This is a genomic window from Xanthobacter sp. (assembly GCF_041911315.1).
In the GTDB taxonomy this organism is placed as follows: domain Bacteria; phylum Pseudomonadota; class Alphaproteobacteria; order Rhizobiales; family Xanthobacteraceae; genus Xanthobacter; species Xanthobacter aminoxidans.
Genome location: NZ_JAYRPE010000034.1, coordinates 39,691 through 65,460, shown reverse-complemented (window position 1 = coordinate 65,460; position 25,770 = coordinate 39,691). Strand labels below are relative to the sequence as shown.

General features: G+C 66.0%; 20 protein-coding genes, 1 tRNA gene and 1 pseudogene. 9 read left to right on the top strand and 13 right to left on the bottom strand.

What is annotated here, in order from left to right; all coding sequences use genetic code 11:
* Window positions 1–149 precede the first annotated feature (149 nt).
* The 3 genes from ACE3QW_RS11300 (at window position 150) to ACE3QW_RS11290 (ending at window position 7,196) form a co-directional block, all read left to right on the top strand.
* Window positions 150–3,575 (top strand): DUF2126 domain-containing protein, encoded by a 3,426-nt coding sequence (locus ACE3QW_RS11300; RefSeq protein ID WP_374251592.1) that lies wholly within the window; start codon window positions 150–152, stop codon window positions 3,573–3,575.
* Window positions 3,576–3,744: 169 nt separating this feature from the next.
* Window positions 3,745–6,252 (top strand): circularly permuted type 2 ATP-grasp protein, encoded by a 2,508-nt coding sequence (locus ACE3QW_RS11295; protein ID WP_029555240.1) that lies wholly within the window; start codon window positions 3,745–3,747, stop codon window positions 6,250–6,252.
* 56 nt (window positions 6,253–6,308) lie between these two features.
* Window positions 6,309–7,196, top strand: coding sequence for a transglutaminase N-terminal domain-containing protein (locus ACE3QW_RS11290; protein ID WP_374251591.1), 888 nt, complete (start codon window positions 6,309–6,311; stop codon window positions 7,194–7,196).
* Between the two features lie 7 nt (window positions 7,197–7,203).
* Here the strand turns inward: ACE3QW_RS11290 and ACE3QW_RS11285 are convergent, their stop codons facing one another.
* The 5 genes from ACE3QW_RS11285 to ACE3QW_RS11265 all read right to left on the bottom strand — a co-directional run bounded on the left by ACE3QW_RS11285 (window position 7,204) and on the right by ACE3QW_RS11265 (window position 13,328).
* Complete coding sequence (locus ACE3QW_RS11285) at window positions 7,204–8,556, bottom strand: TRAP transporter large permease (protein WP_029555239.1); 1,353 nt, start codon at window positions 8,554–8,556, stop codon at window positions 7,204–7,206.
* A complete protein-coding gene (locus tag ACE3QW_RS11280) occupies window positions 8,553–9,113 on the bottom strand; it encodes a TRAP transporter small permease (protein ID WP_374251590.1) in 561 nt (186 codons plus the stop codon). The genes ACE3QW_RS11285 and ACE3QW_RS11280 overlap by 4 nt, the downstream gene beginning before the upstream one ends.
* Complete coding sequence (gene dctP / locus ACE3QW_RS11275) at window positions 9,110–10,159, bottom strand: TRAP transporter substrate-binding protein DctP (protein WP_029555238.1); 1,050 nt, start codon at window positions 10,157–10,159, stop codon at window positions 9,110–9,112. The genes ACE3QW_RS11280 and dctP overlap by 4 nt, the downstream gene beginning before the upstream one ends.
* A 176-nt stretch (window positions 10,160–10,335) precedes the next feature.
* Window positions 10,336–11,865: a malonyl-CoA synthase gene (locus tag ACE3QW_RS11270; RefSeq protein WP_374251589.1), complete on the bottom strand. Its 1,530-nt coding sequence runs from the start codon at window positions 11,863–11,865 to the stop codon at window positions 10,336–10,338.
* Between the two features lie 92 nt (window positions 11,866–11,957).
* Complete coding sequence (locus ACE3QW_RS11265) at window positions 11,958–13,328, bottom strand: malonyl-CoA decarboxylase (protein WP_374251588.1); 1,371 nt, start codon at window positions 13,326–13,328, stop codon at window positions 11,958–11,960.
* Between the two features lie 304 nt (window positions 13,329–13,632).
* On the opposite strand from ACE3QW_RS11265, the gene ACE3QW_RS11260 reads away from it, so the two are divergent.
* Together ACE3QW_RS11260 and ACE3QW_RS11255 are read left to right on the top strand one after the other, a co-directional pair.
* Complete coding sequence (locus ACE3QW_RS11260) at window positions 13,633–14,307, top strand: GntR family transcriptional regulator (RefSeq protein WP_374251587.1); 675 nt, start codon at window positions 13,633–13,635, stop codon at window positions 14,305–14,307.
* Between the two features lie 354 nt (window positions 14,308–14,661).
* A tRNA-Arg gene (locus ACE3QW_RS11255) sits at window positions 14,662–14,738 on the top strand.
* A gap of 91 nt (window positions 14,739–14,829) precedes the next feature.
* Here the strand turns inward: ACE3QW_RS11255 and ACE3QW_RS11250 are convergent.
* The 6 genes and pseudogenes from ACE3QW_RS11250 to ACE3QW_RS11225 all read right to left on the bottom strand — a co-directional run.
* A pseudogene (locus ACE3QW_RS11250) lies at window positions 14,830–15,024 on the bottom strand (SDR family oxidoreductase); the annotation flags it as partial.
* Between the two features lie 333 nt (window positions 15,025–15,357).
* Window positions 15,358–17,013, bottom strand: coding sequence for a recombinase family protein (locus ACE3QW_RS11245; protein WP_374251586.1), 1,656 nt, complete (start codon window positions 17,011–17,013; stop codon window positions 15,358–15,360).
* A 21-nt stretch (window positions 17,014–17,034) separates the two neighbouring features.
* Complete coding sequence (locus ACE3QW_RS11240) at window positions 17,035–17,289, bottom strand: hypothetical protein (protein WP_374251585.1); 255 nt, start codon at window positions 17,287–17,289, stop codon at window positions 17,035–17,037.
* A gap of 94 nt (window positions 17,290–17,383) precedes the next feature.
* A complete protein-coding gene (locus ACE3QW_RS11235; protein WP_374251584.1) occupies window positions 17,384–17,743 on the bottom strand; it encodes a type II toxin-antitoxin system PemK/MazF family toxin in 360 nt (119 codons plus the stop codon).
* Window positions 17,740–17,964 (bottom strand): antitoxin MazE family protein, encoded by a 225-nt coding sequence (locus ACE3QW_RS11230; RefSeq protein ID WP_374251583.1) that lies wholly within the window; start codon window positions 17,962–17,964, stop codon window positions 17,740–17,742. Before ACE3QW_RS11230 ends, ACE3QW_RS11235 begins: the two co-directional genes overlap by 4 nt.
* A 505-nt stretch (window positions 17,965–18,469) precedes the next feature.
* Complete coding sequence (locus ACE3QW_RS11225) at window positions 18,470–19,534, bottom strand: hypothetical protein (RefSeq protein WP_374251582.1); 1,065 nt, start codon at window positions 19,532–19,534, stop codon at window positions 18,470–18,472.
* Window positions 19,535–19,658: 124 nt separating this feature from the next.
* On the opposite strand from ACE3QW_RS11225, the gene ACE3QW_RS11220 reads away from it, so the two are divergent.
* The 4 genes from ACE3QW_RS11220 (at window position 19,659) to ACE3QW_RS11205 (ending at window position 22,285) form a co-directional block, all read left to right on the top strand.
* Complete coding sequence (locus tag ACE3QW_RS11220) at window positions 19,659–20,627, top strand: OmpA family protein (RefSeq protein WP_374251581.1); 969 nt, start codon at window positions 19,659–19,661, stop codon at window positions 20,625–20,627.
* Window positions 20,628–20,665: 38 nt separating this feature from the next.
* Window positions 20,666–21,130 carry a hypothetical protein gene (locus ACE3QW_RS11215; protein WP_374251580.1) on the top strand — a complete coding sequence of 155 codons (465 nt, stop codon included), beginning with the start codon at window positions 20,666–20,668 and terminating at the stop codon, window positions 21,128–21,130.
* Between the two features lie 61 nt (window positions 21,131–21,191).
* Window positions 21,192–21,806, top strand: a complete 615-nt coding sequence (locus tag ACE3QW_RS11210) for a hypothetical protein (protein ID WP_374251579.1) — start codon at window positions 21,192–21,194, stop codon at window positions 21,804–21,806.
* 44 nt (window positions 21,807–21,850) lie between these two features.
* Complete coding sequence (locus tag ACE3QW_RS11205; protein WP_374251578.1) at window positions 21,851–22,285, top strand: DUF3617 domain-containing protein; 435 nt, start codon at window positions 21,851–21,853, stop codon at window positions 22,283–22,285.
* Window positions 22,286–22,292: 7 nt separating this feature from the next.
* On the opposite strand, the gene ACE3QW_RS11200 is transcribed toward ACE3QW_RS11205, so the two are convergent.
* Together ACE3QW_RS11200 and traA are read right to left on the bottom strand one after the other, a co-directional pair.
* Window positions 22,293–22,511: a helix-turn-helix transcriptional regulator gene (locus ACE3QW_RS11200; RefSeq protein WP_374251577.1), complete on the bottom strand. Its 219-nt coding sequence runs from the start codon at window positions 22,509–22,511 to the stop codon at window positions 22,293–22,295.
* A 129-nt stretch (window positions 22,512–22,640) separates the two neighbouring features.
* The gene (traA, locus tag ACE3QW_RS11195; protein WP_374251576.1) at window positions 22,641–25,619 is read right to left on the bottom strand and encodes a Ti-type conjugative transfer relaxase TraA; all 2,979 of its coding nucleotides are present in this window, start codon (window positions 25,617–25,619) and stop codon (window positions 22,641–22,643) included.
* Window positions 25,620–25,770: the final 151 nt, after the last annotated feature.

The following is a 25,770-nucleotide window of genomic DNA, read 5'->3' as shown; positions in this document are numbered from 1 at the left end:
TCGGGGCGGTTGCCGCCGCAAAGTCGCGCTTCCGCCTCCTGCCGGGCTTGTCTAACCTTGGCGGGACACGCGCCCCACCCTCGGCCGAACGGCCGATCCCACCATTGACTCTATCCCTGGGCTGTCGCCCGCAGGACCTGGTGACCTAAATGTCGATCCTCGCGAGCCTGCATCACGTCACGAGCTACACCTACGACCACCCGGTCTCCATGGGGCCGCAGGTGATCCGGCTGCGGCCGGCGCCGCACAGCCGCACCGACATCCCCGCCTATGCGCTGAAGATCTCGCCGGCGGACCATTTCATCAACTGGCAGCAGGATCCGTTCGGCAACTGGCTCGCCCGCATCGTGTTCCCGGAGCGGGTTACGGAGTTCAAGGTCGAGGTGGACCTCCTCGCCAAGCTCGACGTGATCAACCCCTTCGACTTCTTCGTCGAGGAATATGCCGAGAACTTCCCCTTCGAATATGCGCCCGCGCTCAAGGCGGAGCTGGCGCCCTATCTCGAGCTGGAGGATGAGGGGACCCTGTTCGCCGACTATCTCGCCTCCGTCCCGCGCGAGAAGACCCGCATCGTCGACTTCCTGGTCCACCTCAACCAGCGCCTCCAGAGCGAGGTCGGCTATGTGATCCGCATGGAGCCGGGCGTGCAGACGCCCGACGAGACGCTGACGCGCAAGCTCGGCTCGTGCCGTGACACCGGCTGGCTGCTGGTGCAGATCCTGCGCCACCTCGGGCTCGCCGCCCGCTTCGTCTCCGGCTACCTGATCCAGCTCAAGCCCGACGTGGCGGCCCTTGACGGCCCCTCCGGCACCGACGTGGACTTCACCGACCTGCACGCCTGGTGCGAGGTGTTCGTGCCCGGCGCCGGCTGGATCGGCCTCGACCCGACCTCGGGCCTGCTCTGCGGCGAAGGCCACATCCCGCTGGCGGCCACCCCGCACTACAGCTCCGCCGCGCCCATCAGCGGCTATGTGAACGAGAAGGCCGAGGTCGAGTTCGGCTTTGAGATGAACGTGGTCCGCGTCGCCGAGGCGCCGCGCGTCACGCTGCCCTTCTCGGACGAGACCTGGGCCGCCCTTGACCAGCTCGGCCACAAGGTGGACGAGGACCTCAAGGCCGGCGACGTGCGCCTCACCATGGGCGGCGAGCCCACCTTCGTGTCCATCGACGACTACCAGTCGCCCGAGTGGAACACCGAGGCGCTCGGCCCGCACAAGCGCGAGCGCGCCGACGACCTCATTCGCCGCCTGCGCCGCCGCTTCGAGACCGAAGGCGTGCTGCATTACGGCCAGGGCAAGTGGTATCCCGGCGAGACGCTGCCGCGCTGGTCCTTCGACCTGTTCTGGCGCAAGGACGGCCAGCCCATCTGGCAGCGCGAGGACCTGATCGCCGACGAGAAGGTCAATTACGGCGTCACCCCGGCCGATGCCGCGCGCTTCTGCAAGGCGGTGGCCGAGAAGCTTGCCGTTGGCAGCGAGTTCGTCCAGCAGGCGTTCGAGGACAACATCTATTACATGTGGAAGGAACAGAACCTTCCCGAGAACATCGCCCCCGGCGATCCGCGCATGGCGGACGAGGTGCAGCGGCGCATGCTGGCGCGCACCTTCAACCAGGGCCTCGGCACGGCCACCGGCTCGGTGCTGCCGCTGCGCCGCGTCTGGACCCCCGCCGGCCCGGCGTGGCGCTCGGAGGAATGGACCTACCGCCGCCAGTTCCTGTTCCTGATCCCCGGCGAAAGCCCCATGGGCTACCGCCTGCCGCTGGAATCGCTGCAGTATCTGGCGCCGACGCGCTACCCCTACATCGTCGAGGCCGACCCCTTCGAGCCGCGCGACCCGCTGCCCGACGCCGCTGATTTCGCCGCCCGCTACGCGTCAGGGCAGGGCGGCCCCGGCGCGGGTTCGGAAGGCACCGACGCCGGCACCCCCGGCGGGCCGGGCGGCATGCCGCGCCATTCCATCGCCCCGCGCACCGAGGCCTACGGCGTCGGCGAGCGGGCGCAGGAGCTGGCGCGCGAATATCTCGCCAAGTACGATACCCAGATCTTCACCGCTGACACCCGCACCGCGCTCTGCGTCGAGCCGCGCAACGGCCGCCTGTGCGTGTTCCTACCGCCGGTGGAGATCCTGGAGGACTATCTCGACCTCGTCGCCGCCCTCGAGCAGGTGGCCATCGAGCTGAACACGCCCATCCACATGGAGGGCTATCCGCCGCCCTTCGACTACCGCCTCAACCTCATCCGCATCGCGCCCGATCCGGGCGTGCTGGAGGTGAACGTCCATCCGTCCGCCACCTGGGCCGGTTGCGTGGAGATCACCCGGATCCTCTATGAGGAAGCGCGTCTCGCCCGCCTCGGCACCGAGAAGTTCATGGTGGACGGGCGGCATACCGGCACCGGCGGTGGCAACCATGTGGTGGTGGGCGGCTCCACCCCCGCCGACAGCCCCTTCCTGCGCCGGCCGGATCTGCTGAAGAGCCTGCTGCTCTACTGGCAGCGCCATCCCTGCCTGTCCTACTTCTTCTCCGGCCTGTTCATCGGCCCCACCTCGCAGCATCCGCGGGTGGACGAGGCGCGGCACGACAGCCTCTATGAGCTGGAAATCGCCTTCTCCAAGTTCCCGGCGCCCGGGCAGGGCGAGCCTCCAGCCCCGTGGCTGGTGGACCGGCTGCTGCGCAACCTGCTGGTGGACGTCACCGGCAACACCCACCGCACCGAAATCTCCATCGACAAGCTCTATTCGCCGGATGGTCCCACCGGCCGGCTGGGCCTCGTGGAGTTCCGCTGCTTCGAGATGCCGCCGGACTGGCGCATGAGCCTTGCCCAGCAGCTGATGCTGCGGGCCCTGATCGCGCGGCTGTGGAACAAGCCGGTGCACGGCCACTGCACCCGCTGGGGCACCATCCTCAACGACCGTTTCATGCTGCCGCATTATGTCTGGCAGGACTTCCTCGACGTGGTGGAAGACCTCTCCGACGCCGGCTACCAGATCGATCCCGAGTGGTTCCGGGCCCAGTTCGAGTTCCGCTTCCCCGCTTTCGGCAAGGTCCAGCAGGCGGGCGTGGACATCGAGGTGCGGCAGGCGCTGGAGTGCTGGCACGTGCTGGGCGAGGAAGGCGTGGTGGGCGGCACCGCCCGCTACGTGGACTCTTCCGTTGAGCGCCTGCAGGTGAAGGTGGAGGGCTTCAACCCCTCGCGCCACATCCTCACCTGCAACGGCCGCAAGATGCCGCTGGCCCCCACCGGCCGCAATGGCACCTATGTCGCGGGCGTGCGCTACAAGGCGTGGCAGCCGTGGTCGGGCCTGCACCCGACCATCCCGGTGCACACGCCGCTCACGTTCGACCTCGTGGACACCTGGAGCGAGCGTTCGCGGGGCGGTTGCCTCTATTACGTCTCCCATCCGGGCGGGCGGAATTACGATACTTTCCCGGTGAACTCCTACGAGGCGGAGGCGCGGCGCCTCGCCCGCTTCCAGACCTTCGGCCACACCCCCGGCACCCTCGACGTGGTGCTGGAGACGGCGCCGGACGAGTTCCCGACCACCCTAGACCTCAGGCGCCCGGCAAGCGCCTGATCGACAACCATCCCCGAGGCGCCGTCGCGGCCAGTCCCGCGGCGGGCGCAGGCTGGAAGCGCTCGGAAGAGGGGTGCATCTGGCGCCGCCACGGTCATAATGGAGAACCCGGACCCACCGGGCGCAGGAAGATGACACGCGGGCAGGGGTGCCCGCGGAAGGGGTGATCGTGTCGGGGGCGGAGCAGCGGAGCGAGGTATTCGAGCGGGCCGCGGCGGAAAGCCTGATCGGCGGCTACCGCACCCTTCCGGCCACCCGCGACGAGATGATGGATGCGGACGGCCAGCCGCGCCGTCACTGGCAGCCCTTCCTCGCCGCGCTGGCCGAGCTTGGCCCCGAGGAATTGCGCCGGCGATTCTCCGCCGCGGACCGCTATCTCAGGGACAGCGGCGTCTTCTATCGCGTCTATGACGACGCGGGGGGCGGCGAGCGGCCGTGGTCGCTCAGCCACATGCCGCTCATCATCGGCAATTCGGACTGGGAAGCCCTCTCCGCCGGCCTCATCGAGCGCGCCGAGCTGCTGGAAGAGGTGCTTCAGGACCTCTATGGCGACGCCCATCTGGTCGCCGATGGCGATCTGCCGGCGGCGGCCGTGGCCGGCAGCCCGGAATTCTTGCGTCCGCTGGTGGGCGTGCGTCCCGAGGGCGGGCGCTTCCTGCGGGTCTATGCGGCCGACGTGGGGCGCGGCCCGGACGGGCGCTGGTGGGTGCTCGCCGACCGCACCCAGGCGCCATCCGGCGCCGGCTATGCGCTGGAGAACCGCCTCGCCTCGACCCGCGCGCTGCCGGACGTCTCGCGCAACCTGAACATGAAGCGGGTCGCCGCCTTCTTCCAGGCGCTGCGCACCTCGCTGATGAAGCTCGACCGGTCGGGGGAGGGCCGCATCGGCCTCCTTACCCCCGGGCCGCTGAACGAGACCTATTTCGAGCACGCGCTGCTCGCCCGCTATCTCGGCTTCCTGCTGGTGGAGGGCGAGGACCTCACCGTGCGGGGCGATACGCTGCATGTGCGCACCGTGGCGGGCCTCCGGCGCATCGACGTGCTGCTGCGCCGCCTCGATTCCGACTTCGCCGATCCGCTGGAATTGAACGCCGGCTCGCGCCTCGGCGTGCCGGGCCTCGTCCAGTCGGTCCGCATGGGCGGCGTGGCGATGGCCAATGCGCTGGGCACCGGCATCATCGAGGCGCCGGCGCTGCTCGCCTTCCTGCCGCGCATCGCCACCCGGCTCACCGGGCGGCCGCTCAGCCTGCCGCATGTGGCCACATGGTGGTGCGGCCAGCCGGCCGAGCGGGCGCAGGTGATGGAGCATCTGGACGAGCTGGTCATCTCCTCCGCCTTCGGCCGGGCGCTGCCGGGACTGCCGGATGGCGGCTCGGTGCTCGGCGCGGACCTGACCCAGGCCGACCGGCGGCGCCTCTCCACCCTGCTCGCCCGGCGCGGGGCGGACGTGGTGGGGCAGGACATCGCCCGCCTCTCCACCACGCCGGTGTGGACCGGGGAAAAGCTGACCCCCCGGCCGTTCATGCTGCGGGTGTTCCTCACCGCCACCGAAAAGGGCTGGTCGGTGATGCCGGGCGGCTTCTGCCGCATCTCCTCGGCCGCCGATGCCCGCGCCGTCTCCATGCAGAAGGGCGACCGCTCGGCGGACGTGTGGGTGCTGGCGGACGGCGAGGTGGCCGACACCACGCTTCTGCCGAGCCCGGACAATGTGAAGGTCCGCCGCTCGTCCGGCACCCTGCCGAGCCGCGCCGCCGACAACCTGTTCTGGCTCGGCCGCTATGTGGAACGGGCCGAGGCGACGCTGCGCCTCTCCCGTGTGCTGGTGGGCCGCCTCGCCGAGAGCGGCGACACCGGCACCAGCCCGCTGGTGTCGCGGCTGCTGGGCCTGCTCGGGGCGTGGGGCGCCATGCCGCGCGATCTCGCCCGCGCGACGCCCACCCGCTATGCGGTAGCCGTGCTCACCCGCCGCGACGTGCCCGGCGCGCTGCCGCAACTGGTGCAGGCGGCGCGTTCGGCGGCTTCCGTCATCCGCGACCGCTTCTCGCCGGATGCGTGGCGCGCGCTGGTGGATCTCGAGACCTGCGTCTCCCAGCCGGTCCCCGCCGCCCCCTCCGAAGCCGATGTGGCGGAGCGGGCGGACGCGGCATTGCGCATCATCGCGGCCTTCTCGGGCCTCGCTTCGGAGAACATGAACCGGCTCACCGGCTGGCGGTTCCTGGAGATCGGCCGGCGCACGGAGCGCGCCATCGGCACCCTGCGCTTCGCCCGCACCTTCGGCGAGATCGGCGCCCCGCAGGGCTCGCTCGACGCGCTGCTGCAGGTGGCGGACAGCCTCATCACCTACCGCACGCGCTATGTGATGATGGAAGCGCGGGGACCGGTGCTCGACCTCGTGCTGCTGGACCCGGACAATCCGCGCTCGGTGGCCTTCCAGGTGCACCGCATGGCGAACCATCTGAAGGTGCTGCCCGGCCGCGACCAGGATGCGCCGCCGCCCTTGTGGGAGCGCATCGTCGCCCGCATGCAGGCCGAGCTGGCCGCCAGCACGGCGGAGAGCTTCGAGCCGCAATGGTTCGACGCCATGGAGAAGATGCTCATGCAGCTCTCCGACGAGGTGTCGTCGCACTATTTCCTCCAGGGACATTCCCCGGAGATGACGCTGACCTTCGGTATGTAAGGCGAAAGCAACGAATAAAGCCCGCGCGGCGCCTGAGCGAAAGCAAGGAGACACCAATGCTCTATGATATTCGCCAGACCACCACCTACAGCTATCAGGTGCCTGTGCGCGTGGTGCGGCAGGTGCTGCGGATGACGCCGGTGGACCGCTTCGGCCATCAGCACGTCATCGCCCACATTCTCGATGTGGACCCCGAGCCGGCGGAGCTGGAGCAGGGCACCGATTTCTTCGGCAACGGCCTGACCTGGCTCACCATCGACCAGCCCCACGGCCATCTCTCCATCACCACCCGCAGCCGGGTGGACGTGACCTCGACGCCCCTGCCGGACCCGGCGACGACCCCGCTGGTGGACGAGGTGCGCGCCGCCGCGCTGGAGGAGATGGACCTCGGGGCGGACGCGGCCGCCCACGGCCTGTTTCCGAGCCGGGCGGTGCCCATCGACAACGAGATCACCGACTGGACGGCGACCAGCTTCCGCGGCGACCGCCCCGTGCTGGAAGCGGCGCTGGAGCTGATGCACCGGGTGCATGACGAATTCACCTATGAGCCCGGCGCCACCATCGTCACCACCTCGCCCCACGAGGCCTTCGCGGCGAAGGCGGGCGTGTGCCAGGACTTCGCCCAGGTGATGATCGCCGGCCTGCGCGGGCTCGGCCTGCCGGCGCGCTACGTTTCCGGCTATCTGCGCACCATCCCGCCCGAGGGCCAGCCGCGGCTGGAGGGGGCGGATGCGACCCACGCCTGGGCCGAGGTGTGGTGCGGGCCGGCCTTCGGCTGGATCGGGCTCGACCCCACCAATGCCATCCCGGCGGGGGACGACCACATCATCCTCGCCGTGGGGCGCGACTATGCGGATGTCTCGCCGGTGGATGGGGTGATTGTCTCGTCCGGCGACCACATCCTCGCCGTGGGCGTGGACGTGGTGCCGGTGCAGGGACGCTAGGGGCGCCTCAGCGGCCTTTGCCCATCACGAGGTCGGGGAAGCCGGTGGCGATCTGCGGGAACAGGCAGAGCAGGATCACCGCCAGCAGCATAAGGAGCACGAAGGGCACCGTGCCCCAGATCACGTCCTTCAGCGGGATGTCGGGCGCGATGTTCTTGATGACGAAGATGTTGAGCCCCACCGGCGGGTGGATGAGCCCCATCTCCATCACGATGGTCATCACCACGCCGAACCAGATCAGGTCGAAGCCGGCCGCCTTCAGCGGCGGCAGGATGATCGGCGCGGTCATCAGGATGATGGACACCGGCGGCAGGAAGAAGCCCAGCACCACCACCAGCACCAGGATGGTGGCGAGCAGCAGCCACTTGGACAGGTTGAGCGCCACGATCGCCTGCGCCGCCGCCTGGCTGATGTGCAGGTAGCTCATGACGTAGGAATAGAGCAGGGACATGCCGATGATCATCATCAGCATGGTCGACTCGCGGATCGTCGAGGTCAGGATGGGCGAGAGGTCTTTCGGCGTCCACACGCCGTAGATCAGGGCGATGAGCGCCAGCGCCAGCACGCCGCCGAGGCCTGCCGTCTCCGAGGGGGTCGCATAGCCGCCATAGAGGGCCACCATCACGCCGGTGAGCAGCACCACGAAGGGCAGCACGCGGGGCAGGGCGGCGAAGCGGTCGCGCAGCGTGAGGTTGTCTTCGTGAAGCAAGGCGGAGGGCGCCCCGGTCTCCGCATAGGCCTTCTTCGCCGCCGCATATTCCTGCCGGAAGCGCACCATGGCGTAGCCGGCGAACAGCGTCACCAGCAGCAGCCCCGGCCCGAGGCCGGCGAGGAACAGGCGGCCCAGGGACTGCTCGGCCGCCACCGCATAGAGGATCATGGTGATGGACGGGGGCAGCAGGATGCCGAGCGTGCCGCCGGCCGCGATCAGCCCGGCGGCGAAGGCGCCGGAATAGCCGCGCTTGCGCATCTCCGGAATGCCGGCCGAGCCGATGGCCGAGCAGGTGGCGGGCGAGGAGCCGGCCATGGCGGCGAACAGGGCGCAGGCGAAGACGTTGGCGATGCCGAGGCCGCCGGGGATCTTGTGCATCCAGGCGTGCAGCGCCGAATAGAGATCCTGCCCCGCCCGCGACTTGCCGATGGCCGCGCCCTTCAGGATGAAGAGCGGGATCGACAGCAGGGTGATGGAAGCCATCTCCTCATAGACGTTCTGCGTCACCGTATCGAGGGAGGCGGCCGGCATGAAGCCGACCATGAACAGCACCGCCACCGCGCCCAGCGCAAACGCGATGGGCATGCCGAGGAACATGGTGCCGAGGGTGGCGCCGCCATAGAGGAGGCCGACGAGAGCCGTGCTCATCGTTCCACCCTTTCCAGAAGTCCGGCGAGAACCTGAATGAGGATCTGCAGCGAGAGCAGGCCCATGCCGGCGGTCATCACGCCGTAGGGGATGGAGAGGGGCGGCGCCCAGGTGGAGGAGGTCACCTGCCCGTCCACCCACGCCTCGTGCCACAGGGTGAAGGACTTCCAGGTGAAGAAGGCACAGAAGGCGAAGCTGAACAGATCCACCACGAACTGCCGCACCCGGTTCAGGCCCGGCGGCAGCATGTGGGCGAGGGCATCGATGGCCACATGGCCGCGCTGGCTCTGCACGAAGGCGGCGGTCATGAAGGTGACGCCCACCAGCAGGAAGACCGAGGCTTCGTCCTGCCAATAGGTGGGCGCGTGGAAGAAGAAGCGCGACACCACGCTGTAGGAGAGGATGAGGCTCGCCGCCACGAGGGCGACCGAGCCGAGGGCGAGGATGAGCCGGTTGGCCCGCCTGAGCAGCCCGTGCGCCGCCGCCAGCAGGGGAGGGGCGTGGGTCGCCTCCGCCCGCGCGCCCGCGCCGTGGCCGAGATCGAGCCCGTGGCTCATGCCGGCACCTCCTGCGCGAGCTTCATGAGATTGGCGCAGCCGGCGGACTTGGCGGAATAGTCCTTCCATGCGGTGTCACGGGCGATGGCGCGCCACTTCTCCACCGTCGCGGCATCGAGATCATGGATCTTGGCACCGGCCTTGGCGAACACCTCGGCCACCTTGGTGTCGTCGGCCATGGCGCCGGCCTTGCCGAAGGCCTCCATCTCCAGTCCCACGGCGGTCATCACGTCCTGCTGCGCCTTGGGCAGCTTGTCGAACACCGCCTTGGAGATGAGCAGCGGCTCCAGCATGAACCAGTAGGACTTGCCGCGGCCGGTGGTGAGCTGCTTCGCCAGCTCTTCCAGACGGAAGGAGATGAGGGAGGTGGAGGAGGTGATGCCGGCGTCGCAGGCCCCCGTCTGCATGGCGACGTAAAGCTCGTTGGACGGCAGCGACAGCACGGCGGCGCCGGCGGCCTGCAGCACCATGTCCATCTCGCGCGAGCCGCCGCGGATCTTCATGCCCTTGGCATCCTCGGGCGCAATCAGCGGCTTCTCGCGGCTGGCGACGCCGCCCGCCTGCCAGACCCAGGTGAGGATCTTGACGCCCTTGCCTTCGAGATATTCCGAGAACGCCTGCCCCACCGGCTTGGTGCGCCAGGCGAGGCCCTGGTCGTAGGACACGACGAGGCCGGGCATGAGGCCGATGTTGCACTCCGGCGCCTCGCCGCCCGCATAGGAGATGGGATAGAGCGAGAGGTCCAGCGCGCCCTTGCGCAGGGCCGAGAACTGGGCGTTCGTCTTCATCAGGGACGAGCCGGGATAGACCTCGAAGGCCAGCTCTCCGTTGGTGCGCTTCGTCACCTCCGCTGCGAAACGGCGCACGAGCCGGTCGCGGAAGTCGCCCTCCTCGCCGGACGAGGAGGGGAACTGGTGGGAGATCTTGAGGGTCGTCGCCGCATGAGCGGTGCCGGTGAAGCGCAGCACGGCGGGCGCGGCCAGAGCGCCGGCGAGCACGAGGCGGCGGGAAACCGGGCGATGGATGAGGGAATGGTCGTTGGACATGCGTTTCCTCCCTTGGCCCGGTGGCTGTGGGCCTGTGGCGTTTCTTCCCGTTTCATTTGGCCGGCCCCGGTTGATCCGGGGTCCGGCAGGTCGATTTCATAACTCTTGAGGCACCAGATACTTGGCGGGGACTGGCCGGCGGCTGATTGGCGTTGCCGGCGGCACGGTCCCTTGGGTCAGGCGACGTTACGATAGATGTCCTTGTAGGTGTCCCGAAGGAGATTCTTCTGCACCTTGCCCATGGTGTTGCGCGGCAGCTCGGAGACGAAGAAGACGCGCTTCGGCTGCTTGAACTTGGCAAGACGATTTTCGAGGGCGCGGTGGATGGCATCCTCCGTCAGCGTCGCGTCCTTCTGGGCGACGACGACGGCGGTCACGCCCTCGCCGAAATCCGGGTGGGGCACGCCGATGACCGCGCTTTCCACGACGCCGGGGATGGCGTCGATCTCGCCTTCCACTTCCTTGGGATAGACGTTGAAGCCGCCGGTGATGACGAGATCCTTGCCGCGGCCGACGATGTGGACGTAGCCGGTCTCGTCGATCTTGCCGAGGTCGCCGGTGATGAAGAAGCCGTCGCGGAATTCGGAGGCCGTTTTCTCCGGCATCCGCCAGTAGCCCTTGAACACGTTCGGCCCCTGAACCTCGATCATGCCAATCTCGCCGGTGGGGAGCACCGCGCCGGTCTCGGGATCGGTGACGCGCACGCTGATGCCGGGCAGGGCATAGCCTACCGTGCCGGCGATGCGCGCGCCGTCATAGGGGTTGGAAGTGTTCATCCCCGTCTCGGTCATGCCGTAGCGCTCGAGGATGGCGTGGCCGGTGCGCTCCTCGAAGGCGCGATGCGTCTCCGCCAGCAGCGGCGCGGAGCCGGAGACGAACAGGCGCATGCCCTTCGTCGCCTCGCGGGTGAGGCCGGGCTGGTCGATGAGGCGGGTGTAGAAGGTGGGCACGCCCATGAGCGTCGTCACCTTGCCCGCCGCCATCAGCGCGATGGCCTCCTTCGGGTCGAATTTGGAGCGGAACTCCATGCTCGCGCCGGACAGGAGCACGATGTTCGTGGCCACGAACAGGCCATGGGTGTGGAAGATGGGCAGCGCATGCAGCAGCACGTCGTCCGCTGTGAAGCGCCAGTAGTCCTTCAGCGCACTGGTGTTGGAGAGCAGGTTGTCGTGGGTGAGCATGGCGCCCTTGGCGCGGCCCGTGGTGCCCGAGGTATAGAGGATGCCGCCGAGATCGTCCGGCCCGCGCGCCACATCCGCGAACGTGTCGGGGAAGCCCGCGGCGGCCTCGGTCAGCGACCCCTTGCCGTCGGTGCCCAGCGTCTCCACCGCGCCGACGCCGAGCCGGGCGGCCAGCGCCCGCGCGTCCTGTTCGATCTCCGGCCGGCACACGAACACGGTGGGCTCGGCGTCGGAGAGGAAATACTCGACTTCGTTCAGCGTATAGGCCGTGTTGAGCGGCAGGTAGACCGCGCCCGCGCGGATCGCACCGAGATAGAGCGCGAGCGCGGGCCAGGATTTCTCCACCTGCACCGCCACCCGGTCGCCGGGTTTCACGCCGCGCGCGACCAGAAGGTTGGCGAGGCGGGCGGAAAGGGCGAGGGCGTCGCCATAGGTCTCCACCGTCCCGTCGATGAGGCGGGCGAGGGGCTTGTCCATCGCCGGGATGGCGGCGCGGATGGCGCTGAAGAGGTGGTTCTCGCTCATGTCTTCGTCTCGTTGGCGACAGTGCCTGTGGCGCGGCGGGCAGCTCAGGACACGGGCAGTTCAGGAAACCGGCAGTTCAGGACACCGGTAGGTCAGGACACTGGAACAAGCGCACGGGCGCCCGCATCCGCCCGCAGCAGCTTCTTCACCGCCGGGCTCGCGACCACCTCGCCCTTGCCGGCGAAGGCCTCGTGGTTCTTCTCGATGTCGGTGAGGACATAGCGGTAGTTCACCATGAGCCCCGCCGCCTGGGCGATGCCCTTGGGCGAGAGGTCGCCCATGGGGTTGATCTTCTCCAGCCGTGCGCCGTTGCCGAGGTGGAAGCGGGCCACCGGGTCCACCGGCTTGCCCTTGGCGGTGCGGGCGACGAGGAAGTAATAGGCAGCGGCGGCGTTCAGCACCGGTGTCAGGGCCTCCCGCACGTCCGCCTTCTCGGCCCAGTCCGGCGTGTCGAGCGCCTTGAGCGTCTCCTTGTCGGCGGCGGTGACGGCGGCCGGCGTCTCGGCCTTGCGCTCGCCGTCCAGCCAGGCGCGGAAGCCGGGGACCGGGGAGAGGGTGACGAAGGTGGTGAGCGAGGGGATCTCGCGGGAAATCTCCTCCACCACCTGCTTGATGAGGAAATTGCCGAAGGAGACGCCACCGAGCCCGCGCTGGCAGTTGGAGATGGAATAGAAGACGGCCGTGGTGGCCTTCTCCGGCTCCAGCAGCTCGCGCGACTGGTCCAGCACCGGGGCGATGGCGCCGGGAATGTCCTTGGTGAGCGCCACTTCCACGAAGATCAGCGGCTCGTCCACCAGTGCCGGATGGAAGAAGGCGTAGCAACGCCGGTCCGGGCTGTCGACGCGGGCGCGCAGGTCGTTCCAGTCGCGGATGGCGTGCACCGCCTCGTAGCGGATGATCTTCTCCAGCACGTTGGCGGGCGTCGACCAGTCGATGCGTCGCAGCACGAGGAACCCCCGGTTGAACCAGGACGAGAACAGGTGGCCGAAATCGCGATCCACGGCGGCGAGGTCGCGCCGGTGGACCATGGCGTCCATCAGATGCTCGCGCATGCGGACGAGGGAGAGCGTCGCGCCGGCGGCCATGTTGAAGCGGCGGAACAGCTCCTGCCGGCGCGGCTCGCTGGCGAGGTGGAGTTCGGCCATCGCCGCATCCGACCCCGTGCGGCCATAGCTGGCGATGGCGGCATCAAGACGGGCGCGGTCCGGCCCGAAGGTCTCGGCCAGCGCCTCGAAGAAGGCGATGCGCTCGCCGGTCTTCATGCGGGCGTAACGATCGAGGATGTCGGTGGCGAGGGCCACGCCCGAGGCTTCGCCGCGACCGGAGAGAAGCTGCTCGCACCGCTCCACCAGCGTCGCCGCCTTGGTGGCGCCGGACGTGCGTGTGTTGCGGTCGAGCAGGGCGCGGCCGCGATCCGCGATGGTGGTGAGAAGATCGCCGAAGAAGGACGTATTCGAACTCATCGCCGCACTCCACCAGCCCCGCTGCCGGATGTCCCTGCCATCATGGGACGGTGCCCGTTCCGCGAAGGCAAGCCCATGGGGACGGGTCGGGGCATTCTCTTTCGGGTGATCCTGTCTTCGGTATGGGGCGAAAATGGCGCTCCGGTATCGAGATGTGGCATCTTTCAGGATCCCCGCGGCGTCTGTGGCCAATAGAGATCGGACTGCATTTTTTGTCAACGATCATGTATGCAAGATTTTCTCTCTTGCATTGAATGATCGGACTCGGCTTTCTGATGACGGGGAGATCGCAAGGAGCGCCGTCGTGCGGGGAGAGCAGACGCCGAGGCTCAGGGAGGCGCTGGAGGACGATATCGTCGCCGGCCGGCTGAAGCCCGGGCAGCGGCTCGACGAGGTGGGCCTCGCCGAGCGGTTCGGCGTTTCGCGCACGCCCATCCGCGAGGCGCTGATCCAGCTCTCGTCATCGGGCCTGGTGGAAATCCGACCCCGCCGCGGCGCCTTCGTGGTGCTGCTCGGCCCGCGCGAACTGATCGAATCCTTCGAGCTGATGGCCGAAATCGAAGCCTCCTGCGGCCGGCTCGCCGTGCAGCGCATGGGGCCCTCCGACCGGGAGGCGATCTCGGAGGCACACGAGACCTGCCGCATCGCCGCCGCTGCCGGTGACGAGGAGGCCTATTATCCCGCCAATGCCCGTTTCCACGGCGCCATCTATGCCGCCACCGGCAACCGGGTTCTGGCGGGGGAGGCGCTGAGATTGCAGCGCGCCCTCCAGCCCTATCGCCGCCTTCAGCTGAAAGTGCCGCGGCGGGTGGAGGCGTCTTTCGCCGAGCACCAGGGCATCGTTGATGCGCTCTTCGCCGGCGACGGCCCCCGCGCCGCCGAGCGCCTCAGGGCTCACGTGCTGGTCCAAGGCGAGCGCTTCATGACCCTCCTCGCTGCGCTCCAGGCCGAATCGGAGGCGCTGGAGGACGCGGGCTGATGGCTCCGGCGTGCGCCCCTCCGCAGCAGCCTGAAGCGCCCCGGGGGCCTGCCCCACACGCCCGCCGAACCGGACCATCCGTTCTCCCGCAAGGCACGGGCATTCACCGCAAGCCGCCGTGGACACGGCTCCATCCCCTGTTGCCGCGCCGCAAGCCTTCCGTTAAAAGGGACCCGCTCCTGCGCCACGCACCCGTAGCTCAGCTGGATAGAGCGTTGCCCTCCGAAGGCTCGTGTCAAGCCAGTGGGCGCGAAATGGCAGACAAAAAGAGGTTTAAAGTTCAGAGACTTGCGGGAATGACGGAGATCGCTTCACACTCGCCGGAATTTCGCGTAAGCACTGCGTAAGCAGAATGCACCCGTAGCTCAGCTGGATAGAGCGTCGCCCTCCGAAGGCGAAGGCCACACGTTCGAATCGTGTCGGGTGCGCCACCCCCCCCCCTAAGAGATAGTTGCACAGGCCGGAACATGAGGCCCGTGCGCGGCCTTCAGAACATTCCGCCACCGGCGCCAAGATCTGGCCGGTAATCCGTCGGGCGTTATCGCAAGCCAACAAGGCCACGACGTTCGTGATATCCAGAGGCTCACTTACGCGGGCGAGCGGCGTTTTCGCCTCCTCGGCCGCAACGACCGCCTCGACTGCGTTTGTCGGCGCAGGAGTCAAAACCGCACCGGGCATGACGGTGATGCCGCAGTCCCCGATCTCGCGCGCAAGCACACGGACGAGTTATCCACGGCGATCCTGCTCGCTGAGTAAACGCCAGTGTCTGCTCTGGGCATCACAGTCAGCCCAGCCGAGATTGCGAAAATACGGCCGCCTTGGACCGAACGGAGAAGCTGCAAGTTCAAATCCAGGGCAGGATTTCATCATTCCTTGCGCCCCGTGCCGGCAAAGATGGTTGCGGGAGGGCGCAACCATCATAACTTGCGGTCAGTCGAGGGCCGCCCCGCAGGAGCGGCCGACGTTCCCGAAATTGCCATGCAAGTGAAGATGGTTGCGGGGGCTCGCAACACCCGATTCTTGCGATTGGTGGAGAAGACCATTCCAAGGCTAGCAGCATAGTCGCTCAATGTAAGACGAGTTCGAATCCCTCTCGCCCCGCCATTTCAGAACAGAACTGGGCACGCCAGTTTCCGCCGATTTTCCGCTTCCGATGGCGACCAGCGTGCGAAGCAACTCGCCTTTCGATCCCTTGATGACCACTTCGCGCTCGGCGACCTCGACGCGCTGGGCGAAAGCGCGCAGGTGATCCCGCCGATAGCCGCCGCCGTCGATACGCATCCGCTTGCGTGCGGTGGTGGCGAATCGTTCCACCATCTGCGGCGTGATCGCCTGATTGGTGGAGCTTTCAAGCATGGCCTGCGCCCGTTCGGAATCGACCTTGGCTTGGTCGCGGAGAGCGCGCAGGCCGTCGATGCGGTCTTTCAGCGCCGGATCGTCCAGATCGGTCAGGCCCGCCTCTATGGCGTCGTAGAGCCGTTTCAGGCGTAGTTCCGTCTCGGCCGCGCGCTTGTTCAGTTCGGCGATGTGCTCGCGGCGGCGCTCGCCACGCTCCTGCCGGCGGTCGAGAACGGCGGACAGCACGGTTTCCAGCCGCGAGGGGTCAAGGAACTCACGCTCGATGTGGTCGATCACCACGCCGTCGAGCTTCTCCATCGGGATCGAGCGGCCCTCGCATCCCGTCTCGCCCTGCCGCGCCTTGATCGAGCAGGCGTAATAGCGATAGCGCCCGCTCTTGCCGGTGCGGATGGTCATGGCCCCGCCGCACTTGGCGCAATAGCAGATGCCGGTGAGCAGCGTGGGACCGCTGACGACACGGGCGGGCATGACCTTGGGGTTGCGGGCCTTGAGCCGCGCCTGAACCGTGTCGAAGGTCTCGCGGTCGATCAGCGGCGGCACCTCGACCACCACGACCTCGCTTTGCGGCTTTAGCTCCTTGGCCTTGGTGCGCTTGTTGAACTCATGCTCGCCAATATAGGTGCGACGGGTCAGGATGCGGTGAACCTGACCGATGCCCCAGCGCCCGCCGTCGCGGGTGAAGATGCGCCGAGCGTTGAGATGGGTGACGATGGCCTTGACGCCCATCGGGCCGGAGCCGTTGTTACCGTCCAGCGCAAGGCGGAAGATGAGCCGGATGGTGTCGGCGTGCAGCGGGTCGATTTCCAGCTTCTTCTTGACCTTGGCCCCGCGTGTCTCGGCGGCGATGATGCGATAGCCGATCGGCGGCAACGCGCCGTTCCAGAAGCCTTGCCGCGCATTCTCCTTCTGCGCCCGCAGGACGTGCTTGGCGTTTTCCTTCGACTGATACTCATCGAACAGCGCCATGATCTGCCGCATCATGACGTGCATGGGGTCATCCCCCATTTCTTGCGTGATGGAGAGAAGCTTGACGCCATTCTTGGCGAGCTTCCTGACGTAGAACTCAAGCTCAAAGTGATCGCGGAAGAAGCGGCTGAACGAATGGACCACGACGACATCGAACGGCGCGGGCTTCGATGTGCCCGCCTCGATCATGCGCTGGAATTCCGGCCTACGGTCGTTGGTGGCCGACGCGCCGGCCTCGACATAGGTTTCGGCCAGCGTGTAGCCGCGCGAGGCGCAATAGGCTTCGCCCTGTTTGCGCTGGTCGGGGATGGAGACATCATGCTCGGCCTGCCGCGCTGTCGAGACGCGCAGATAGAGGGCGGCGCGCAGCGGCACGGTCATGGCATGTGTCTCCTTGTCAGATCATGAGGACGGCCCGAACAGTTCATCGAAAAAATCGCCGAACCACGCCTCGAACAGGTCGATTTCGGTCTCTGTGACCGGCAGCGGATCGGGCCAGTCGTCGGTGACGGTCCATGTCTCGGGTTCAAGCTTGGGCGGACGCCCGATGCGGGGCGACGGCTTGGCCTCGGCATAGGCGTAAAGGTCGCTCGGGAGCGCGCCGGTCTTTGCGCGCCCGCGACGTTTGGGGCTACGAAAAGCGCGCGTCTTGGACATGCGCCAAAGATCGCGGGCACGCTCAGAATCTCGAATAGCCTATGTGCCGCCGATGGCCGTCCTTTGCCGCAACGCCGGAACACAGCCCCGCACATCATGGCTGCTTCCCCCTTCCGGCTCTCGGCGTCACCGCCATGCCGAGAAACACGGTCATGGCCTGATTGAGTCGCACCATGTCCTCGTCATCGAGCCGCCCGACCTGCGCGCCCAGCTTCGCCTTGGGAACGGTGGTGATCTTGTCCACCATCAGCCGACAGGCGGAACGCAGGCCGTTGCGCTCGTTCGGCTCCACGACAAGACGGAACAAGGGCGCGTCGGTGGGGTCGGTGGTGAAGGCGCAAATCGTGATCGAGTCGGTGGCGTCGAAACTGTCGTCCTGCACGATGACAGCGGGACGCGGCTTGCCCGCATAGTCCTGCCCCCCGGAAACGGTCCAGACCTCGCCGCGCCTCACTCGTCGCCCCAATCGGATACGGCGTCGATGAAGGCTTGATCCTCATGCGCGTGCGCACTCGCGGCAACCGCCTGCGACTGGCGATGGGCCTGCGTCTGGAATGAAGGCGAACGCACGTCCGGCACCCAAATCTGGATCGGCCGCAGCCCCTGCGCGCGCAACCGCTCGCGATGCTCGCGCACCTTCTGCCTGACAGGCTTGGGCTTCGATACAGCAACCATGACAAATCTCCATATCCAGTTACATGTAACTTACCACAGTCGAGCGCGAATACCAGCTTTTTCGATCCGGGACCGGATCGCCGCCTTCCTTGAATGGAACGGGGAAGCAGGCATTGCCTGCTTCCCGGAGCCGCGCGAGCGGTGGGTTGGAAGGGGAAAACAGGCTTCGCGGGGAACCGCCTGCACGGAACGGCGCAAAGCGGCGTGGAGGAAGGTGGGCGGAAGCCTGTTTGGGGAAGAAAGGGCGAAGCCCTGGTCCCCGCTATACGAGGGAGTCGCGCAAAAGCGCATCATTCCCGGCCAACGGCCGACCACACGAAGGATCGTGACCGGAACGGCGGAAACCCGGCACGGGGTTCCGTGGAGCGGCGGCAAAGCCGCTGCGGAATAGAGCCCGTCCCGAAGGGCGTGCCATCGAGCGCCGGCCTGCTCGAATCTTCGTGACAGGAGAGGGCTGCACCTTCTCAGCACCTCCCTGCTTTGCACGATACCACTGAGTATTGGATCAGTTGCATTCGGCCTGGATCGTTTGCCGAAGCGCTTCCCACGAATTGACGTTGAACGTCGAATAGATCGCCGCCAGATGTTTTTTCAGGGCTTCGCCGCTTATTCCCATTTGCATTGAAATATCGCCCCTCCGGCTACCGCCAGAAGCGGCAAGGCTGATTTTCCGCTGGATCGGCGACAATGTCGTCTGCATCAGGCTCATGATGACATCGAGGCAAACGGCAACTTGCCGCTCCAGTGTCACCAGAACCGCCCGGGCTGGAAATGCAACGTCAGCGTTAGCGTGCATCGGTGTCGCGGTTGCCGTCAAACGGCCGGACGGGATGAAAACACTGGCCTGCCGTGGCCATGATTCCGCCGGACGCGAACATAGACCGCGAACGAAGCCGGGCGCGCGCAGAATCTCCCCCGTCAAATTGATCCCCTGTCCAACAAGCGGGCATTCCTTCAAGAGGTTTACCGCCGCATCGTTGTGGAACAGTACAGCCTCTCCTCCGGTATCGACGATCAACTGACCTCTCTCTCCCTTCGTTCGCCAACCGGAGACCTCGGAGGCGGTCACGGCATTGAGCAGGCAGGGTTCAACCATCTTCAGCCGTTCGGCATCCACGGCAGCGAACGCATTGGCTTCCTCGCGAAACAGCAGGACGATGACACGAACCTTGCCATCGACCCTGACGCGAAGGTCGAGCGCGTGATGATGACCGCTGGGACGAATGAGTAGGTTAAAGGTATTGGAGCGAAAATAGTCCGGCGGCGGCGAAAGCAGAATGCTCTTCTTCCCACCGCCGCTCCGCGCCAGCATTGCGACATTGATCTCGGACGGGCCGGTAAACAGGCGCTCGAACTCGTTAACGAACAAATTCCGGACGCTGTCGGGGCTGTCTTCATGGTGAAGACCGATCGGCATGCCGTTTTCGTCCATCCAGAACATGGCTGCGGCCGCCGCGCCGACGAAGTTCCGGATATGACGGCATAGCAGTGGTGTCAGCGTGGCGATATCCAGTCCCGCCCGGCAGATCAGGTCGATATTGTGCCATTCCCGCCTTGAACCGATCGCCATCGTCGCCCGCCTTCCTGCCCGTCCACCATACATCCATTTTTGCCAGGAAGCTCCCCCGGCGGGGAATAGTTTTCCTCTTGGCGGCGACTATGCTTCCAAAAACTATTTGGAGAACTTTGAATACATGAAGCGCGCGCGTCTGTTTGTTTATGGTTGTGTCATCGCGTTCTACGTCCTTGCCGCCGGAGCGCAGGCTCACGCGGCCGATGTCGCGGGATCGTCGGACTACCCTCTGGTCGGGCGCTACGAAGGCTCCGAGATATTCGTCTATCAGAAGTCGGATTTCGATCGCGTCGATTTGCTGAATGGCGCGCTGCCGGCAAAATTCGATGACACGACGATCCCCGAGGACAAGCGCCTGCGGCTTGAGGGCCGGTCCTTTCGTATCGTCTACAAAGCCCCGCATGACCGCTCCGCGCTCGAAATCGATGCGAACTTCGCCAAAAGCCTCAAGGACAAAGGCTTTGAAACGCTGTTCTCCTGCGTTGACCGCGACTGCATTTCAGGCAGCTCCAGCCTTTATCGCTTTGGCTCGCTGATCGACGATACGCGCCGCAATTTCTACTATGGCGACCATGTCGTTTATCGCCTCGCCGTGCTGAAGCGCCCGCAGGGCGATGTCTATGTCTCTATCCTGAGCGGCAAGGGCACCGAGCCGGTCGTTGCCATGCGTATCGCCGAGGTGAAGCCGATCGAAGACGACAAGATCGTATTCCTCGATGCAACCGCAATGAAGACCAGCCTCGACGTAAGCGGGCACGTCGCCCTCTACGGCATCTATTTCGACACCGACAAGTCCGACCTGAAAGCAGAATCCGCGCCGACACTGGCCGAAATCGCCAAGCTTCTGAAGAGCGACCCCGGACTGGTCCTGATCGTTGCCGGCCACACCGACAATCAGGGCGAGTTCGACTACAATGTCAGCCTGTCCCAACGCCGGGCCGCCAGCGTGGCAACCAGTCTTATGCGGAGCTATGGCATCGCAAAATCGAGGCTGATTCCGTTCGGAGCCGGAATGTCCGCACCCGTGGCGTTGAACGATGCGGAGGCGGGGCGCGCAAAGAACCGGCGCGTTGAGCTGGTGCGCCGATGATGTCGTCTCGATCAGATCGCGGATTGGAATGGCAACGTTTGCGTACCGCAGTCGCCGCCGGGTTGTTCGTTTTCATCGGCGGGGTCTATTCCGCCGATGCCGGTGGATTTGCGACATTCACCACACCGCCGCGCGGATCGCCGGACCGGACCCGGATTCTCGATCTTATGCGCAAGCCGATGGAAAGCGTCTTCGGCAAGCCTATAGAGTTCGACGTCAGGACGATCAGCGTAAGCGGCAATTATGCGTTTGCGTGGCTTCATCCGCAGCGGCCGGGCGGTGTGCCCCTGGTCATCAACTTTCCCTGCGAGGTCGATGGTCGGGACCTCGTCATCGAAGCCACTTTTGTCCGAAAGAACAACGCCTGGGTCTTCGACACGCCGGCTGACGGACAGCCTGGATTCTGCGCCGACGACGTCACCAGTTGGGACGGCTGGCTGAAGGAAAAGGGATTGCCGCCGCAGTTTGCCGGCCGCGCAAAATACCTGAGCGACAGCGATTGAACCACATAACACCAAACGAGATATCCGCCATCCGCCAGGATCGATCAGAGAGGGGCTCTGCATGAATGTTTTTCCTGTCGTAGCGGCTATACTCATCGCAAGCGGTTCGAGCGCTTCTGCTGCGCCCAAGCGCGATGCGCCACCGAGCGCTGCCGAAATCAACGATGCCATCTCCCGCAGCGTGGATTTCCGCGGCACGGTTGTCCGCACGGTCCTGGGTTGTGTGCCCTCGGGATCGGAGGATGGGGTTGAAGATCCGAAGCAGGTCGAATGGTACTGCGCGGTCGATGGCAATCCTTTGCCAAGTGGCGAAACTCACATTGAGATCGCGTTGCGCCGTCTGTCTGGCCCGCGCAAATTCAACGTCATCATCGGCGAACTTGTCGGCGTATGCCCGCCCGCGTCCAGCATCGCGGGCGATTTGGGCCGCTTGTCGAAAACCGCCGGGGTCACAAAGCTTTTGACGGGAAGACGCGGCTTCGCTGGCAGCATGGTTGCAAACGAAGCGGCAAAGGAATCAGCCGTGTTGGAGTGTGGCTATCTCGGGCAAGTTGGCCGAAACACATATCAGCTTACGGTCCGCATGACCTATGACGCGACCGGCTATCACGTTCAGGGCGATGCGCGGGAAGAGCAGTGGGACAGCAATGGAAAGCTCGTCGAGCTGGCGAGATAGTTCGGCTCTCGCATTCATACGATCTTTTTTCGGAGCGATCAGGCATGAACATGCGTACGATATTCTTATCCATAATCGCTTTGATTGCGATTTCACAGATCGATGCCTCGATCTCTTCGGCAATGGCGGTAGAGCGTTTACAACCCGGACTGTGGGAGAGCACCGTCACTAGATCACCGATGCCTGCGCAAACGAGCCGGCAATGCATATCGACGCAGGCTGCAATGAGCGTCAACGGCGACCATGGGCAAATCAAGGCCGCCATCGATACGGAAAATGCCAAAAACGGATGCGTCACAAAATCCGTTGAGATCGATGGCCCACGGATTCGCTTCGCCATGACCTGCTCGGGCGCGGAAACAATTTCCGACCTCACCTATTCCGGCACGGCATCCGAGGGGACGATGACAACGAAAATGCCAGGCGGCAAAGCCATGACGATGGAAGTCAGGTCCATCCGGATTAGCGATTGCCCGTAAGACCTCATCAGAATTCAAGGAAGTCGAATTCGCCGCGCGACCGCCACCCGGCGGGATCGGCGACCCATCGGTTGATATCGGATTCCTTCCACCCTGTGCCGTTCATGCTGATCTTGTGCCGGGCGGGGAATGTGCCCTCGGCCATTTTGCGATAGATGGTGGACTTGGACAGTCCGGTGCGGGCTTGGACGGTCTTCATTCGGATGATGCGGTCCGGTTCACGCATGGTCGCGGGGCCTCCTGCTGGCTGTTGCTGATCGCTGCTGAGACCAGACAGGGGAGGCATTTGCGGGCGCGCAAGACGTAAAATGTCGACGTAGGGGGAACGGCGGCGATCGGCTATAAATCGGACGGGTTACAACCCGAGCCCCCGGCCTCTGCCGAGTCCGTGACTGAGGGAAAGCTGCTCGCTCATGCTGATCCCCCTGTCGAAGTCCATGCTGATTCCGAGTTCGCGCTTGCGGCCCTGAAGCAGGCTGTCCACCTGGGCATCGCGCTCCAGGCTCATCGCCATGTTGCCCATCTCGGCACGCGCGGCCCGGTGGCCGGAATAGTCGCCCGCTGCATAGCGCTGCTCGCTGGCGCGTTCGAGCTTCTGCCAGCGCTCCACGAAGCGGTCGGCGCGCCGGCCCGGATCAGTGCGCAATTCGGTTTCCAGTTGCAGGGCGCGCCGAGCGGGAGCGGCGCGGTCGGTAACGCCCGAAGCAACCTCCGTCGCAAATTCGGGATTCCTCTTGTACACGGCCTCGGCATCGCGAGAACCGTGCGGGCGCAGGTCGTCGAAGGCGCTGCGGGCGTCGTGCAATTCCTGCACCTGATGCGGGCTGGCCTTGCCGCCTTCCACCTGCGCCTCGAAGATCGCGGCCACCGCGCGGGCGTGACGGACGAAGGCCTGCCCCCGCGCTCGGCGCAACGCTGCCTCCGGGTCTTGCGCCACCTTCCGTTCCGGCCTATCGGCTTCGCGCCGGACGGTTTCCGGGCCGCTGCGTTCCCGTTCCGACGTCAGCCCGCTCTGGGGCGACAGGCGCAGGCCGTCGAACATGTCGCGCACCTTCTCAGGCACAACCTTGCGCACGATCTCGGCGACGCGCTTGCGGAAGGTGATGCCGCGCCGCTCGGCGTAAGACCGCGCCGGGTCGGCGCGCTCGTAGTCGGTCGCCATGTCCTTCGACCGATCCCGTGACAGCGTGCGGGCAAGCCGGTCCTGATTGGCGAAGTCGTCGCGGCCGTAATGCAGGTCCATGGTGTCGCGATGGCGCGACAGTGCGACATAGCTGCCGTGGGCGTCCATGCTCGGCGTTGCCAGAACATGGGTGCGGTCCACCGTCATGCCCTGCGCCTTGTGGATCGTCGCCGCATAGCCGTGGTCGAGCTTGTTATAGTCCTTCAGATCGAAGGCGACAGAGCGCCCGTCGTCGGTTCGCACCGCCATGCTCTGCGCGCTGACATGTTCAAGCGTTCCGAGCGTGCCGTTCTTGACACCAAGGCCGCGCTCGTTAGCCAAGAACATGACGCGATCCCCGGCGGCGAAGTCGCGCGCACCGCGTTCGACGGAGACACGCGCATCCGCACCAAGATCGCCAGCCTCGCGCATCTTCTCCCGCGCCGCCTCGTTGAGCGCCCGCACCTCGTCATTGGTGTGGGTGAGGATGATACGGCTGGCGTCCGGCGACGCCTGCCGCTCGCGGTCCCAACGCTCGATCAGATCGCCGCGCGCCTGTTCGCGGGATTCCGCGACATGCACCATGCCCTGCCGCTCATAGGCATGGATCGCATGTCCGGTTCTGCCGGTGGCAAGATCGCGGGTGGCGTCGCGCTGCCAGCCCTCACGCTGGCGGCGGACCTCAGAAATTTCGACGCCGTCATGACGATCATGGATCGAACGGAACGCCGCGCCGGCTTCGATGGATTGCAACTGCTGGGGATCGCCGACCAGCACGACTTTCGCGCCGGCATCGGCTGCGTGCGACAGGACGCGCTCCAACTGCCGCGTGCCGACCATGCCGGCCTCATCGATGACAAGCACATCGCGGCTGGTGAGCATGTCGCGGCCGTTCTTCCAGCCGTGTTCCATGCTGGCGATGGTGCGCGAGGAAATCCCCGATCCGCTTTCGAGATTTTCCGCCGCGATGCCGGAAAGAGCGACACCACGAACCTCGTAGCCGGCGGACTCCCAAGCTTCGCGCGCCACGCCGAGCATGGCGCTTTTTCCCGTTCCGGCATAGCCGACGACCATGCCGAGATCGCGCCCGTCCGTGACATGCGCAAGTGCGTCGGCCTGCTCGCCGGACAGGACAAGCCCGCGTTGTTCGGCGCGGGCAAGAGCGGCGTCACGATCCGCATCTCCAACGGCATGGCGCTCGCGCTCGGCCATCACGTCCGCCGCGCGATGCAGGCGCTGTTCCGCCTCGATCATCTGGCGCGTGGTGAACCGATCCTCGCCGCGTCCGTCCTTGCCCAATTCGACCAGATCGGGCGCGTTGCGGATCGCGCTCGTGACTTCGTTGAACTGATCGATGCCGTCGCTGTGGCGGTGCGCGAACTTCGCTAGGTCGCGGCGCGTGAAGGTCGATTGCTGCTGCGTGATCGCGTCCAGCGCAATCGAAGGATCGGCAATGATCCGGTCGCCGTTGCTCCGCGCAATCTCGCGGTGCATCTCGGCGCGATCCGCCGCCTCGATCCCTTCGCCTTCGATCCGCTGCGCCGGTGCGCCGATCTGGCTTTGCGGCTCAAGCGCGATGCCCTGCGCTTCAAGGCTGCGATGGTCGATGCGGGCGTCTATGTCGAGTTCGGCAAGGCGCTCATTGGCAAGATCGGCCCACCGCTCGCGCCAGCGCTCGACCATCTCCGTGCGGTTCCAGTCGCGGACCTTCTGGCCGACCCCGTTCTCGTCCACGCTGCGCATGGTCAGCATGACATGCGCATGGGGCTTCGGCATTCCGTCTTCGCCGATATCCCAATGCACGTTCACATCGGCGATCATGCCCTGATCGACAAACTCGGCCTGCACGAAGTCGCGGGCGAGTTCGATGCCTTGCGCCTGCGTCATCTCGCGGGGAATGGCGAACTCCACCTCGCGGGCAAGCTGGGCGTCCTTGCGGACCTCGACGGATTCGACCTCGTTCCACAGCCGTTCGCGGTCGCCAAGATGCTGGGGCGCTCCCTCCGGCAGCATGATTTCGGAATGGACGACGCCGCGCTTGCTGGAAAAGTCGTGGCTGCGGTCGATGCGCTCGTCGCGCAGGCGCGAAGCCGAGCGGTAGGCGGCGGACGCCACCGCGCTCGACCCGGCCTTGCGGCCGATGACCTTGACGTGAAGATGATAGATCGCCATCGCGATCAAGAATTGGCACGGCCAAGCGCACGTCGGAACGACGTATAAGCGCGCCCTCGAAATGAATTTCTCGGGACCACCCGCGCCGTGTCAGGCCGTACCGGCAACATTACAGCATTCCGCGCCGCGCTCAATTATCTTCATTGCATCG

What these genes read in the sequence shown, in the direction of transcription:
- ACE3QW_RS11220 (WP_374251581.1), top strand. Translation starts at nt 19,659, where the DNA reads ATGAAGCGCGCGCGTCTGTTTGTTTATGGTTGTGTCATCGCGTTCTAC.
- ACE3QW_RS11270 (WP_374251589.1), bottom strand. Translation starts at nt 11,865, where the DNA reads ATGAGCGAGAACCACCTCTTCAGCGCCATCCGCGCCGCCATCCCGGCG.
- dctP (WP_029555238.1), bottom strand. Translation starts at nt 10,159, where the DNA reads ATGTCCAACGACCATTCCCTCATCCATCGCCCGGTTTCCCGCCGCCTC.
- ACE3QW_RS11200 (WP_374251577.1), bottom strand. Translation starts at nt 22,511, where the DNA reads ATGCGTGAACCGGACCGCATCATCCGAATGAAGACCGTCCAAGCCCGC.
- ACE3QW_RS11230 (WP_374251583.1), bottom strand. Translation starts at nt 17,964, where the DNA reads ATGGTTGCTGTATCGAAGCCCAAGCCTGTCAGGCAGAAGGTGCGCGAG.
- ACE3QW_RS11290 (WP_374251591.1), top strand. Translation starts at nt 6,309, where the DNA reads ATGCTCTATGATATTCGCCAGACCACCACCTACAGCTATCAGGTGCCT.
- ACE3QW_RS11300 (WP_374251592.1), top strand. Translation starts at nt 150, where the DNA reads ATGTCGATCCTCGCGAGCCTGCATCACGTCACGAGCTACACCTACGAC.
- ACE3QW_RS11225 (WP_374251582.1), bottom strand. Translation starts at nt 19,534, where the DNA reads ATGGCGATCGGTTCAAGGCGGGAATGGCACAATATCGACCTGATCTGC.
- ACE3QW_RS11265 (WP_374251588.1), bottom strand. Translation starts at nt 13,328, where the DNA reads ATGAGTTCGAATACGTCCTTCTTCGGCGATCTTCTCACCACCATCGCG.
- ACE3QW_RS11205 (WP_374251578.1), top strand. Translation starts at nt 21,851, where the DNA reads ATGAACATGCGTACGATATTCTTATCCATAATCGCTTTGATTGCGATT.
- traA (WP_374251576.1), bottom strand. Translation starts at nt 25,619, where the DNA reads ATGGCGATCTATCATCTTCACGTCAAGGTCATCGGCCGCAAGGCCGGG.
- ACE3QW_RS11285 (WP_029555239.1), bottom strand. Translation starts at nt 8,556, where the DNA reads ATGAGCACGGCTCTCGTCGGCCTCCTCTATGGCGGCGCCACCCTCGGC.
- ACE3QW_RS11280 (WP_374251590.1), bottom strand. Translation starts at nt 9,113, where the DNA reads ATGAGCCACGGGCTCGATCTCGGCCACGGCGCGGGCGCGCGGGCGGAG.
- ACE3QW_RS11245 (WP_374251586.1), bottom strand. Translation starts at nt 17,013, where the DNA reads ATGACCGTGCCGCTGCGCGCCGCCCTCTATCTGCGCGTCTCGACAGCG.
- ACE3QW_RS11210 (WP_374251579.1), top strand. Translation starts at nt 21,192, where the DNA reads ATGAATGTTTTTCCTGTCGTAGCGGCTATACTCATCGCAAGCGGTTCG.
- ACE3QW_RS11240 (WP_374251585.1), bottom strand. Translation starts at nt 17,289, where the DNA reads ATGTCCAAGACGCGCGCTTTTCGTAGCCCCAAACGTCGCGGGCGCGCA.